The 13,343-nt window shown below is 51.7% G+C and carries 13 protein-coding genes; 4 read left to right on the top strand and 9 right to left on the bottom strand.

Going from position 1 to position 13,343, the window contains the following annotated elements; translation table 11 throughout:
• Positions 1–262 precede the first annotated feature (262 nt).
• The 3 genes from murC (at position 263) to ACVWXF_RS03495 (ending at position 3,125) form a co-directional block, all read left to right on the top strand.
• On the top strand, positions 263–1,738 hold the full coding sequence (gene murC / locus ACVWXF_RS03505; protein ID WP_457473646.1) for a UDP-N-acetylmuramate--L-alanine ligase: 1,476 nt from the start codon (positions 263–265) through the stop codon (positions 1,736–1,738).
• Between the two features lie 29 nt (positions 1,739–1,767).
• Positions 1,768–2,754 carry a UDP-N-acetylmuramate dehydrogenase gene (gene murB / locus ACVWXF_RS03500; RefSeq protein ID WP_011433172.1) on the top strand — a complete coding sequence of 329 codons (987 nt, stop codon included), beginning with the start codon at positions 1,768–1,770 and terminating at the stop codon, positions 2,752–2,754.
• A 104-nt stretch (positions 2,755–2,858) separates the two neighbouring features.
• Entirely contained in the window at positions 2,859–3,125 is a 267-nt protein-coding gene (locus tag ACVWXF_RS03495) for a hypothetical protein (RefSeq protein WP_414418112.1), read from the top strand.
• 35 nt (positions 3,126–3,160) lie between these two features.
• Here the strand turns inward: ACVWXF_RS03495 and fabG are convergent, their stop codons facing one another.
• The 7 genes from fabG to ACVWXF_RS03460 form a co-directional block, all read right to left on the bottom strand.
• Positions 3,161–3,943 carry a 3-oxoacyl-ACP reductase FabG gene (gene fabG, locus ACVWXF_RS03490; RefSeq protein WP_457473645.1) on the bottom strand — a complete coding sequence of 261 codons (783 nt, stop codon included), beginning with the start codon at positions 3,941–3,943 and terminating at the stop codon, positions 3,161–3,163.
• Positions 3,944–4,049: 106 nt separating this feature from the next.
• Entirely contained in the window at positions 4,050–5,387 is a 1,338-nt protein-coding gene (locus tag ACVWXF_RS03485) for an aspartate aminotransferase family protein (protein ID WP_457473644.1), read from the bottom strand.
• 21 nt (positions 5,388–5,408) lie between these two features.
• Complete coding sequence (locus tag ACVWXF_RS03480; protein ID WP_457473643.1) at positions 5,409–6,392, bottom strand: phosphotransferase enzyme family protein; 984 nt, start codon at positions 6,390–6,392, stop codon at positions 5,409–5,411.
• 8 nt (positions 6,393–6,400) lie between these two features.
• Complete coding sequence (locus tag ACVWXF_RS03475; protein ID WP_457473642.1) at positions 6,401–7,231, bottom strand: ABC transporter permease; 831 nt, start codon at positions 7,229–7,231, stop codon at positions 6,401–6,403.
• A gap of 41 nt (positions 7,232–7,272) precedes the next feature.
• On the bottom strand, positions 7,273–8,166 hold the full coding sequence (locus ACVWXF_RS03470) for an ABC transporter permease (protein WP_099813072.1): 894 nt from the start codon (positions 8,164–8,166) through the stop codon (positions 7,273–7,275).
• Positions 8,167–8,194: 28 nt separating this feature from the next.
• A complete protein-coding gene (locus ACVWXF_RS03465; protein ID WP_457473641.1) occupies positions 8,195–9,316 on the bottom strand; it encodes an ABC transporter ATP-binding protein in 1,122 nt (373 codons plus the stop codon).
• Positions 9,317–9,335: 19 nt separating this feature from the next.
• Positions 9,336–10,487 (bottom strand): ABC transporter substrate-binding protein, encoded by a 1,152-nt coding sequence (locus ACVWXF_RS03460; RefSeq protein ID WP_457473640.1) that lies wholly within the window; start codon positions 10,485–10,487, stop codon positions 9,336–9,338.
• Positions 10,488–10,839: 352 nt separating this feature from the next.
• Here ACVWXF_RS03460 and ACVWXF_RS03455 point away from each other — a divergent pair, with 352 nt between their 5' ends.
• Positions 10,840–11,532, top strand: coding sequence for a DUF3598 family protein (locus ACVWXF_RS03455; RefSeq protein ID WP_457473666.1), 693 nt, complete (start codon positions 10,840–10,842; stop codon positions 11,530–11,532).
• On the opposite strand, the gene ACVWXF_RS03450 is transcribed toward ACVWXF_RS03455, so the two are convergent.
• Positions 11,498–12,280 (bottom strand): alpha/beta hydrolase, encoded by a 783-nt coding sequence (locus tag ACVWXF_RS03450; RefSeq protein ID WP_457473639.1) that lies wholly within the window; start codon positions 12,278–12,280, stop codon positions 11,498–11,500. The two genes, ACVWXF_RS03455 and ACVWXF_RS03450, sit on opposite strands and share 35 nt — an antisense overlap.
• Before the next feature lie 34 nt (positions 12,281–12,314).
• On the bottom strand, positions 12,315–13,088 hold the full coding sequence (locus tag ACVWXF_RS03445) for a ZIP family metal transporter (RefSeq protein ID WP_457473638.1): 774 nt from the start codon (positions 13,086–13,088) through the stop codon (positions 12,315–12,317).
• Between the last annotated feature and the right edge of the window lie 255 nt (positions 13,089–13,343).

The raw sequence follows: 13,343 nt of genomic DNA, 5'->3' as shown, positions 1-13,343 counted from the left end.
AAACGCCGCCTCTTTTTCTTAAATAAGTGTAAAGTTTTTGGGATGAAAATGTCCAGCCGTATTCTATATTGCTTGTCTTCACCGTATTTTCACCCCCTGTGGGTTCCCCAAGGTGCCGGCAGATCACGGCAACCGGTGGGGCGCAGCCTACCTAGCTCTGGGGATTCCTGATATGATGTGGCCTGTTCGAACCTGTTTGTAGTCAGCAGAACGCAGTCCTTTTTTTGGAGTGTGGCGGTTTTAGGAGTGGGGTGGAGTTGCGATGGTGGAAACAGTTGGAGGAGGGGATCCCATCCCGCCGTTGCCGGTTCGGTCTCAGCCTCCGCCCCTGCATTTGGATCCCCTAGATCCCTTGCTGTCCACCTATCACTTTGTGGGCATTGGTGGAGTGGGGATGTCGGCCCTGGCCTATATCCTGGCTAAACAAGGGTTTCGCGTTTCCGGATCCGACATTGTCGCCAATGGCCGTACCCGCCGCCTGGAAGCTTTGGGGGTGCGCTTCTTTCAGGGCCACAGCTTGGAGGGGTTGGTCGGGGATCCCCAGGTGGTCTATTCCAGCGCCATTCGCCCCACCAATCCAGAATTGGCTGCTGCCCTGGGCAAGGGATTGACGGTTTGGCACCGGGCAGACTTGTTGGCGGCTCTGTTTAACCGTCGCTCTGGCATTGGGGTGGCCGGCACTCACGGCAAAACCACCACCAGCAGCATGATCGGCTATGTGTTGCTCTCGGCGGGCTGGGATCCCACCTTGATTATCGGCGGGGAAGTGGATGCCTGGGATGGCAATGCCCGTCTGGGCCAGGGGGAGTATTGGGTGGCGGAGGTGGATGAGTCGGATGGATCCTTGGTGCGGCTCTATCCCAAGATTGGGGTGATCACCAACATTGAGCTGGATCACCCCGATCACTACGCCGATTTGGGGCAGGTGATCCGGGCTTTTCAACAGTATGGGCAGCAAAGCCAAACCCTGGTGGCCTGTCTGGACTGTCCCAACGTGGCGGCTCACCTGGCGGTGGATGTGGGCTACAGCCTGACCGGTCATCCCCAAGCCCAGTACCAAGCTCGCCAAATCCTCTACACTGCCAGTTTCACCTGCGCCGAGATTTGGGAAAGGGGATCCCTGCTCGGCCAGCTCCAGTTGCAGGTGCTGGGATCCCACAACCTCAGCAATGCCCTGGCGGCGGTTGCCGTTGGGCGACAGTTGGGCTTGGAGTTTGCGGTGATTGCCTCAGCTTTGGCGCAATTTCGGGGGGCGCATCGCCGCTTTGAGCACAAGGGGGAAGTGGGTGGAGTCACCTTTATCGACGACTATGCCCACCATCCCAGCGAGATTCGGGCCACTCTGCAGGCAGCCCGTCTGCAACAGCGGCGGGTGGTGGCCGTGTTTCAGCCTCATCGCCACAGCCGTTTGGCTGCCTTGTTCCAGGATTTTGCCCGCTGCTTTGGGGAGGCGGACGTGGTGGTGATCGTGCCTACGTATGGAGCGGGAGAGCCGGCGCCTGAGGGTTCCGACAGCTTGCGCTTGGCCGTGGCGGTGGCGGAGCACCATCCCCATGTGCGCTATGTGTCGTCTTTGCCGCGATTGCCGGAGGTGTTGCCGTCCGTCCTGCAGCCTGGAGATCTCGCCGTTTTTTTGGGCGCAGGGGACTTAAATCAGCAGATAATCGCTACGATGCGGGCATATGCGGCTCAGGTGAGGGAACAGCCTGGGCAAGCCAAAAATCCAAACTTCAGCTGAAAAGATAGCTGCTTCTGAGGTATTGAATCATGACGACGGCTCCGGTGGTGCCTCAGCGGGACGGTTCCTGTGAGTCTGAGGCGGCAAGTCTTACCGCTGAAGACAGGCTTCTCCCCCGCGGGCCGGCGGCTCTGCTATCTGGACGAATTCAATCGGGGATCCCGTTGGCTCCTCTGACCACCTTTCGCGTGGGCGGCAAAGCGGAGTGGTATTGTGAGCCCCGTAGCCATCTGGAGCTGCAGCAGTGTTTGGCTTGGGCGCGAGCAGAAGGGATCCCCACGACGCTGTTAGGGGCAGGCAGCAATCTGCTCATCAGCGATGCGGGGTTGAAGGGGCTGGTGATCGGTACCCGCCGTTTGCGGGGGATCCAACTGCTGGAAGGGGGGAGAATTTGGGCCGCTGCCGGAGAGCCTTTGGTCAATCTGTCGCGGGCCGCCGCCAGGCAAGGCTGGAGTGGGTTGGAGTGGGCGATTGGGATCCCGGGCACCCTGGGGGGAGCCGTGGTGATGAATGCGGGTGCCCACGGACGCGCCATGGCGGATGTGCTGGTGGAAGTGCAGATTTTGGACGAGGAACAAGAGCCCTGCCGCCTAGAACCTGCCGATCTGCAATTTGGCTATCGCCGCTCTCGCCTACAGGACTCCCCCTGGACGGTGACAGGAGCGACGCTGCAGTTGATCCCAAGCAGGGATCCGTCCCAGGTGCAGTGGGAAACCCAGCGCTACCTCAACCAACGCCTAAGCTCTCAGCCCTATCATTTGCCCAGTTGTGGCAGCGTCTTTCGCAACCCCGAATCTCACCCTGCCGGCTGGCTCATCGAGCAGGTGGGGTTGAAGGGGTACCGCATCGGTGGGGCCCAAATTTCAGAGCGCCATGCCAACTTCATCCTCAATTGCCATCAGGCGAGTGCCAAGGACATTTACCGCTTGATTCGCTTGGCCCAGGAAAAGGTCTATCAGCAATGGTCGGTGCTTTTGGAGCCGGAAGTGCGCATTCTGGGATCCTTTGAGGATTAGAGGAGCATTGGGCAGACAATTTGGACTGTTTTCTTTTGGTGATTTTGATGATTCTGCTCTTAAACTGTTCTTACCGCCTTTTGTAGATGTTCGCCTATCGGCTTATGAGTCAAGATGCAGCCACCTTACGTCGTTTAATTCGACGGCTCAATCAGTCCCACACCACTGCGGAAGAACGCCGCTATTTGGTGGAGATCGGCAGCTTGGCTGCTTTGCTCACCCCGGAAGAGGCTGCCGCTTTGGCCCAGGATCCCAAGCAACTCACCGCCGAGCAGCACTATCGCATTTGGGACTGGGTGCATCGCTGGGAACGGGAGCACCGCCACGAAGATCTGGACTGGGATCCCTCTCTAGACCGACACAACGACTAAATCAGTCGCGGTGATTATCGTTACCCAGAACGTGTCTAAAACATTTCTTTCATCTCTTCTAAAGCCATGAGTGACTCCGGGAGAACTTGCCCTCCATCAACGACGAGAGTTTGGCCTGTAATGTAAGCAGCCTCTTCAGAAGCAAAAAAGAGTGCTGCGTTAGCAACATCCTCAACACTACCTAGACGTTTCATAGGAATCGAGGCTGCCATCTTAGCCAAATAGTCAGCCCCTAAGCTGTCCAATCCTTCTGTGTGGATGTTGCCTGGCATCACAGCATTGATAGTGATGTTCCAGGGAGCAAGCTCAATGGCGGCGGTGCGAATAAACCCTAACTGTCCGGCTTTAGAGGCTCCATAATGACTCCACCCCGGATACCCAGTGATGGGCCCAGTGATTGAAGAAGTTACGATGATTCGTCCCCACTGCTGCTGCTTCATCGCTGGCAAGACTGCAGAAATACTCAGAAACATTCCCTTGAGGTTAGTGCTGAGAACAAGATCAAAGTCTTCTGAGGTCATGACATCCAGTTTAGCTACTGGGAAGATTCCTGCATTAGCACACAGTATGTCAATGTGTCCATACCGCTTAAGTGCTGTAGATGCAAAAGCATGGCAGGACTCAGGATTTGTAACATCTGCCGCAAAGGCCGATACGTTTGAACCCAATACTGAGGCCAAGGTTTCCGCTTGCTCCAGATGTCGAGAAACAACTAACACATTAGCTCCTACTTCGGCAAAACGCTTGACCAAACCACGTCCAATGCCGCGACTTCCCCCTGTGACAATTACTGTGCGTCCAGCTAGAGACCTAAACATTTTTTCTCCTCAAGTCGAAGTTAGGAACAGACAAAGTAATAGCAACTACTACTTCTAGCTAGGTTGGCATAAGTCAAACTTGGCCTGTCTGTCGTGTCAACAGGTTTTAGAGCAAAGCCCTACACACATCCTCCAAAGCTTCTGCAAATAGCTCTGCTTCTGGAGATTGAAGACAGAGAGGCGGACGGATCTTCAGGATGTGCCCAAGACTTCCAGTAGCTCCTATCAAAATCTGCTTCTCCTCGCATAGGGCATTAATGATACGCGTTGCTCGTCTTACATCTGGCCTACCGTCTTTGGGATCAACTATATCTATTCCCAGATAAAGGCCTGCACCCCTCACTCCTCCTATGACTGGGTAATGAGTTGATAGGTCTTGTATCCATGAACGCAGTTTAGTCCCTAGCCAAGAAGCATTTTCTACAAGGCCCTCTTCCTCAATCACTTCCAAGACAGCTAGACCTGCTGCTGCCGCAACAGGATTGCCTGCAAAAGTATTGAAGTAGCCAAAATGTTCGCTGAAAGCCCGGAGATACTCAGGGCGAGTAACAATCCCTGCCATAGGAAAGCCGTTTCCCATGGCCTTGCCCAGAGTCACCAGATCGGGAACTACACCATGGCGTTCAAAGCCCCACATCGTCCCTGTGCGGCCAAACCCAGGTTGCACTTCATCAGCAATCCACAATCCACCTGCTTCATGGACGACATCCACAGCCGCCTGCAGAAATCCTGGCGGATCTACATAAACACCATCGCTCGAAAAGATTGTGTCCACTAAAAGCCCCGCAAAGGGAATTCCTGCTTGTTGGAGATCCTGGATCTCAGCAGCCACTGCTTCCGCGAAGCCTTTCCCAACATCCAAGCCATAGTAGAGAGGATCTGGAGGAGGCACCGTACGAACGTAACGTGGCAGTGAGCCCTGGCGGTAAGAAGCTGGCGAAACTTCTGTAACTGCCGCTGTATTCCCATGGTAAGCATTGCTGGATACAATAAAACCTTCTCCCTTTGTGAAGTAACGAACAATTCGCAACGCCAAATCATTACTCTCACTGCCCGTACATGTTAAAACCAGATTTGATAGTTCAGGAGGAAATAAAGATAGCAGCTTCTCCGCGTAGTCATTGAGAATTCTATAAAGGTAACGAGTGTTAATGTTTAGCCTTTGGATCTGATCGCATACTGCCTTAGTAACTCGAGGATGACAGTGACCAACCGAAGGTACGTTATTGTAGAAATCCAGATAGCGAGTACCGTCAGCAGCAAGAATTGAGCAACCTCTGGCACTGACAATATGCAGAGGACGCTGGTAGAAGAGGACTGAGAGGGATCCAAATATCTGCTCTCGTCTTCGCAGGAGCTCGGCTAAATTATCTTCAAAAGTGGAAAGATCTGCGGATTCTAAAGCAAACGCATTCAGAGCGAGTATTTCCTTTTTGTCTTTCATAGTCATTGCCATTGCATCTATTCAAGCATAGCACTGAAGAAACCTTTCTGCTAATTCTAGCGTTCCAGAAGTATAGGACTCCCCTAGCTCCCGAGCCGTCGGGGTTTCAGAATGGGAAGCAATCCAGGCAGTTAGAAGAATTCGACGCAGCATGACAAAGACGGGTATTTGAGCAACTTGAACGTCTGTCAGAGGGAGTTCGGTTCTATATCCCTCTACCCAGGCCGCTTGTAAATCTGGAAGATAAGGCTTATGTTCGATAAACGAAGCTGCTGCAGCAAAGTCATAGAGAAACCAGCTAAATCCACAATCGTCAAAATCTATGACATAAATTCCATCATCATTTACCAGTAGATTAGTAAGTCGAAGGTCAGCATGGATGAGTCCAAAGTTTTCTGGCTGACTCAGAGGCTCCAGCAACTTGCGTAAGACTTCAACAGTTCGTTCTAACAGATTCGTTCCCTCATGCGTGAGACCTGGTGCTGCTCGGTAATCACCCCAAATCTTTACTGACCCAAGTGTCATCTCAAAATCCCAGGTTTTACGTTTGAATGAGGGGGGTAAACACCAGACCCGAGCGTGCTTGTGAAGTCTAGCAGTAATCACACCTAGGTTGTAAAAGTGTGTAACCAAATCTGCGCCTTCGGAGGGTGAATCTCCATCGACAAATTCAAAAGCAACCACGTAAAGGATCACATTTTCTTGTTTAATCTCTCCAACTAACTTCCCATCCCTCAAGGGAATAATACTTGGAGTTTTTACTCTTGTATCTTTCCTGATTGCCTCAATCCAAAGCAACTCTGACTCTATTTCCTGAAGGTCATGATAACCAGGGCGATATACACGGAATACCAAATCCTGATCAAGTCCTGTGTTCCTCGCTAGAAAAGTAGCGTTCTCTGATATATTGAGCAGATCTATCTCCGCTGCGAGATTCACACCCCAAGATGGTAACAATTGATAGAGCCCTTCTTTGATTTGTCGAATAAATTCGTCGGTATACATTGATTACCTCACTTTGTAGCATCCTGCCGGGAAAGCTGATGAAGTTGAAGGCGACGAATCAAGACAAAGAGTAAGCCGCTCATAAGGAAGATAGTTGCTGCACCCAGAGTCGATATAGTTCCCAGAACTGGCACCATTGGTGTATATCCTGCCACCATTTTACTGTAGAGCCACTCTGGAATCGTAGAGTCGGCTCCAGATGTATACAGTGACAGCGGGAAGTTGCCCCAAGAAAGTAGAAAAGAAAAGAGAGCTCCTGATTGAATACCTGGCCAGAGTAGAGGTAGTGTAATCTCTCTAAAAACCTGCAAGTTGGAACAACCTAGATCATAAGCTGCTTCCTCTAGACTAGCATCAAACCCGTAGACCTGAATGGCCATAACTAGTGTTGCAACTGGAGCTATCCAGACCAAGTGAGCAAAGATTGCTGTACGCCAAGAGGTTTCAATTCCAAAAGTGTTAAAGAACAGTAGTAATGCAAGTCCAAGCACAGGTTGTGGAAAAAAAATAGGCAGAACAAGTACTTTCTGAAAAAGCTTACGCCCTCGCCAATTGAACCTAGCAAAGGCCAGAGACCCGCAGAAAGCAATCCCTACGGAAAGAAGTGTAACAGAAAAAGCAATTAGAAGAGAGTTAGTAATTATTGTGTGAATTTCCAGCGATTCAAGCGTTTGTTCCCACCACCGAGTAGAAAATGAGCGAATAGGAAAAGTAAAATAGCGGGCTCTGGAAAAGCTAGCTAGAACAGTACAGAATAATGGCAAGTAAATGGTCAGGAGAGCAAATCCTGTCCATACCCATGTGAGGATTTCAGATTTCCGCCGACCAGGAAGTTTCATAAAAGTCTCAAAGTGCTCTAGATCTCTAGCTTCTATCTCAGCTATATCTCTTTCTTACCTAAAATTCGATCTAAATCAACTTTAGAGAAGATAGCCATAACAAGACCACCAATCCATAGTGTCAACAGAACAGAAAGTGCAGACCCCAAAGGCCAATTCTGAGCATAGGTAAAGGCATGCTCTACATCATGGGCAATCACAATTACAGATTGACCTCCCAAAATTCGGGCCTCCGTTAAAGCACCGAAAGCTAAAACAAATGTAAGCAACATCCCAACCAAGATTCCGGGTAATGCAATAGGCAATTCTACTTCTCGCCAAATCTGCCATCGATTAGCCCCTAAATCTGCAGCAGCATCGCAGAGGTCGCGAGGAACCATTGCTAACCCTAAGGTAACAGGAAAGAGCATAAATGGAAAATGGGTATAGATCATTCCTGCCAATATCATTCCGGGCTGGTACAGAACTTCTAGTCCACCTTGCCATCCCAAAGCTTCGATTGTTCCGTTGAGAACCCCACCTTTAATGAAGAATAGCACCCATCCATGAAGGCGAACATTCTCGGAAATGAAAAGAGGAAAGATGAAGAGATTGGTAACCAGACCAGCCCAGTGACCGAAAACACGGCATAAACCATGAGCTATAGGGTAGGTAAAAAGGAATAACAGACAACAGGTAGCAAGTGCGAGACCGTTAGACCAAATGAAAGATCTCCAAATGCTATTTTCGGCCCTAATCAGCTCGCTATAATTTACTAGCGTGAAGGATCTCAGCAATTCAAAGCTACGAGGAGTTGCAAATGAGTAGAGTAAAATCACGCACAGTGGCAAGAAAAAGCCCACTCCCAGAAGAACAAGGCTAGGTATCGCCAGAAGAGCGGGCGACAAAGATGCTTTCCCGCGATTCTCCAATAAAGACGGCAGAGCTGTTGTCATAATTACCCTAAATTGCTTACCATTTCACCTAACTCACTACTGTAAACGCATCACTAGCATTCCACCCTAAGGTAACCTCCATCTGTAATGATAGACTAGAAGCCTGAGAACGTGAAACCTCGACTAGCATCATTTTCTCTCCAACCCTTACTTGATATTGAATCCTCGAGCCCAAGTCATATCTGTTATGAATCTCTCCGATAAGAATATTATCTGCAGTTTCATGAGGACGTAAAACTCGCAGGCGTTCAGGTCGGATTACTATATAAGCAGAGCAAATATCTGGTTCACCAGGAGGTGGGAGAACACAAAAAGATCCATCAACATCCTCTCCTGACCAAATCAAATCCTTCTCTCTACGTTTTACCCTGATAATATTTACATCTCCCATGAACTCTGCAACAAACCGATCTGCTGGACGCTCGTAAATCTCCTCTGGTGAGCCGACCTGAATTAATCTTCCTTGGTGCATGACAGCAATCCGATCAGACATCACCATTGCTTCCTCTAGGGAGTGAGTGACATAGACAAAAGTCTTCCTTGTCGCTTGATGAAGCTCCTTAAGCTCTTTTTGCAAAACCTTTTTCAATCTATAGTCAATAGCAGAAAGCGGCTCATCAAAAAGTAAGACTTCGGGATCAAAAGCTAACGCGCGGGCTAGGGCAACTCTCTGTTTTTCTCCTCCCGAGCAGTGCATGACATTCCTGCGGTAATAGTTTTCAGGCAGGTGTACAGTAGCCATAAGCTCTAAGGCTCGGCGACGGCGTTCAGGAGCACCGACTCCTCGAACCTTTAGAGGAAACTCAATGTTTTCTCCTACAGTTTTATGGGGAAAGAGAGCTAGAGATTGAAACACTAGACAGGTAGGACGCAAGTTTGGAGGCAAGTCATTGATACGATTGCCTCGCAGGATGATATTTCCTTGGGAAGGCACTTCCATGCCCGCAAGCATGCGAAGTAAAGTTGTCTTTCCAGATCCCGAAGGACCCACCAAAGTTAAGAATTCCCCCTCATAGACATCTAGGTCTACTTTGTGAACAGCCACAAATGAACCAAATGCTTTAGATACCCCTATTAACTGTAGAACTGGTGTTGAGGAATAGCTTCTCTGAGTGGAAAACTCTTGGCTCTGTAGCTTGACGGCATCCATGTGCTGCCACCCCTCTGCGCTATGTCCGCAAGCGTTTGGCTGCATTCATCAAATCTAAGGCTTTGCTGTAGTCAGGAACGATGTTATACTCTGTAGAGCGAGCCATTTCTTCTTCAAGACTATCCCACTGGATTGCCTCTAGCTGTTCTTTGGTGAATAATTTGAAGCAATCTGGATTTCCCATCTGGGTAACCGGGTTAAATGTTCCCTCCGCAAAGGCAACGCGGTGAGCGATTTCTGGTTCCTGAATATACTTGAGAAACTCGAATGCAAGCGGTGAGAGCTGTGGGTTATTAACTACAGATGTAATCTCAATCCAGGCGATTCCCCCTTTATTTCCAGGCATTGGCCCTTTGAGTGGAGTGATGCCGCGTAGTTCTAGGAAGCCCTCCGCCCTAGCAGGTGAAACAGAGTATGTCCCACCAGTGAATTGCAAGTCAATCTCCCCTGAGACTAAAGCTTGGTTCATCGCAGCGATATCCCCAATCAGCTTTGCATTACGAAACAAGGTTTTGGCAGTCTCAAAAAACCTGGACATCTCCTCTTCAGAATGCTGCTTAAAGGGATCAATCCCTGCTACCAAGAAGATGTGAAAGACATTCCAGTCATCTGACTCCAGAATACCGTAACGACCAGCTAATGCCGAGTCGTTGAACAGCTCCCAGCCCTCTTCCTCAGCTGTTTTGCGACTAATCTTGTTGGTATTGACCACAAAGGAAAAGGGACCAAAGCGCTGAGCCATACCCAACAACTCTGTTCCAGTAGCATCCATCGCCCACTTGTAGGGGGGACGAAATTGAGGAAGCATGGACTCAAAATAATACTCAAACTCCTTACGGGGAAGAGGTTTAATCAGGTTTTCCGGATACATGACCTCTCGTGCCCAAGGGTTGTTCACATTGATTAGATCCCAAACTCTAGTCTCGCCTGCTCGCAAGCGATTGATCATTGTGGGATCATTGGTTAAGGTTTCAGCTTTCACCGTTGCACTGTACCGTTGGCGGAAGGGATCAAGAACCTGCGCAGAGTTGTAACCCTCCCAGCACAGAATATTCATCTCTTTCTCTCGCGCGGCAAAAGCCTCTTGGTACTGCCTCAAAAAGCCACCGCTAATTGCAACACCTACACCTGCAGCAATGCTCTTAACTACCGACCTTCTAGAAATGCTCATGACCAAGCCCTGCAAGTCAAGATTCCCCTGTACCGTATCTCCAACAATGATGAACGATCTGTAGCTTAGGGCACATTTCCCTAGGAGATTGTGGGGTAATCGTGTCTCATCTAATCTTGTTCTTGCCATGGGGGAATATAGCGCCATGTTAGTTATAGGTGCGTGTAGGTGCGTGGCTGTAAGTAAGAAGCTATTGTCTCGTTGGCAACGACTTTACTGCTACCTCCACGATGCAGCTTTTGCAAAGTACAGAGGGCTTTGGAGAGATACTGATGTCAGTACAGTGTGCGAAGCGAGTACAAGGGCAGAGGTGATATGTTAGGAGCCTCCAGATAGCCAATGTCGAGGAGCTATCAATCTGCTCTCAGAGTCATGCGTTTGTTGCGTTTGTAAAGCGGCAGGGAGCGCGATCCGCCAAACCAACGCCTACTACCCCCTACAGGGATCCCCCACTCCCGAAAGCTCCCAGAGCTGGGTCTACCAGGATTTCTCGCCGGGATTGCGCTTTTTCCCCGATGGATCTTTTTCCAATGGGCGGCTGCAGCTGGCGCCGTTTAGTGATTTTGCCGTCGAGCAGGGCTTTCTCTGGGGGGATCGCAAGGCGCGGCTGGTGCAACAGTGGGATGCCCAAGGTCGTCTGGTAGAGGTAACCGCGATCCTGGAGCGGCGCGGCCAAGCTTTGGATCCCGTTGCAGACTGTGCACCCCTGAGCAGAGAGCAGCTGAGAGCCTGCCTCCAAGGGAGATGGCGGGGGATCGCCCAGAGCTTTGCGGTTGCCGAGGGCCGGTTTGCCGAAACCGAGGTGGACTGCTCGGGGGCAGAGTGGTTGAGCAACTGGGATCCCTTGCCGGGAGGGCTGTGGATTGGCGGGCCGGATCCCTTGCCCATCCCTACCGCCCACCGGGATCGCAGCTTTTCGGTAAGCCTGAGCTGGTTTCCGCAGTCGGAAGACTGCCATTGTCTCTTGCGTTTGATCCGGGACTACGATGCCCGCGGTGCTTGGCAGCGGGTTACGCTGATCCGGGCGCAGAAGGATCCTGGTTGAGGAAGGCGCAAACCTGGTCAAACACCGTTTCCCGCTCCCCGTCCAAAGTGAGGATGTGGTCGGAGTGCTCCAGCCAAGACAAGATCTTCTCCTCGGATCCCAGCTCTTGATAGAGCCACATTGCCTGGTCGGGGTCCACCACCATATCTTGGCGGGATTGCAGGATCAGGGTGGGAACCCGGATGCCGGCCACTTCCCCCTTGACCCGCTCGATGAGCTCGAGGGCGCTGCGCACTGCCGACAGATTGAAGCTGCGAAAATAGGCTACCTTTTCCGCCAAAGCGCGGACATCCCCGTCCCGAATGGGCAGATGGAAGCGGGGGACATCCTCCAACAACCACCCCAGGCTGTTCAGGTACTGCTCTGGGCGAAAAAGATAGTACCAGTGGTGGCGAATGGCGAAAAACGGCGCCAGCAGCACCAATTTGTAAACAGGATGGGCAAAAGCCAGGTGCAAAGCCAGCAGACAGCCGGTGGAAAAGCCCACCAAGGAAACGCGCGGGTACTCCTGCCGCAAAGCCAGGTAATGCTCCAAAGCCCGCCCGTACCACTCCGTCCAGCGGGAAGGGGGCATGCGATGGGCCGGGCGGTCATGGCCGGGATAGTTAAATCCCTGCACCGTCAGGCCAGCCGCCAACAGCCGCTCTGCCAGCCACTGCAGCTCGTAGATGCCACCTCCCAACCCGTGCAGCAGCAGACAGGCGTGCCCCCCTCTTCCCCGCCACAAAAAAGGCTCATTGCTTAGCATCAAAACCTCGCCTCAGGACTTGCGGGATCCCTTTTTAACCCAGGGCGACATCCAGCAGCATCATCACCACAAACCCACTGATGACCCCAAAGGTGCCCTCCTGCTCTAACCCCTGCCGGTGGGACTCAGGGATGATCTCATCGGAAATGACAAACAACATCGCCCCCGCCGCAAAAGCCATGCCCCAGGGTAGTAGGGGCTGCGCCAGAGAGACCACCGTTGCTCCCAGGATCCCGCCGATGGGCTCCACCAGCCCGGTCACCAGGGCAATGGCAAAAGCAAACCGCCGCGAGTACCCCTGGCCCACCAGTGACAAAGCCACCACCAGCCCTTCTGGCATGTTCTGCAAGCCGATCCCCAACGCCAACGCCAACCCATCGCCGACTTGGCCGGTAGCGAAACCCACTCCCACCGCCAAGCCTTCCGGGAAATTGTGCAGGGCAATGGCAATGATAAAAAGCCAAATCCGCTTCAAATGGGCGCGGTTCTCCCCTTCAACCCCTTTGAAAAAGTGCTCGTGGGGAAAAAAGCGGTGGGCACTCTCCAGGAAGATTGCCCCCAACAACAGGCCCGCCGCCATCGCCACCGCCGCTCCAAACTGGGAATACCCCAGCGCCATGGCTGCCTCGGTGCCCGGCACCACCAGCGAAAACGAGGTGGCCGCCAGCATCACCCCACCCCCAAACCCCAGCAGGATCCCTTGTACCCTTTCGGAGAGCGAGGGAAGAAAAAGGGCCGGCAAAGCCCCCAGCCCCGTCGCCAAGCCGGCGATAAAGCTAGCCAGGGATCCCATCGCGATTGGATGCACAAGCCCCTCTCCACAAAGGCCGAATGCTTCTCAATTCTCCTCCCTTTCCAACGTTGTGTGAACATTGCTGGCTCGAGCGGCATAGGCGAGGTTCTGAAAGTTGGCTTGGAGCGCCAGATTTTGTGCTTACAAGCAAGGTACCTAAGAGCAAGTCTGAAGGAGCTATTCCCTAGTTGGAGTTTGCCAGCTAAGCCAAGGTTTATTACAATAATTGTAAATTGCCTCGGCACAGAAGCGTCCTGAACAGCAATTGGA

The organism is Thermostichus sp. MS-CIW-40, assembly GCF_054058315.1.
This window is presented reverse-complemented; position numbering and strand designations above follow the sequence as displayed.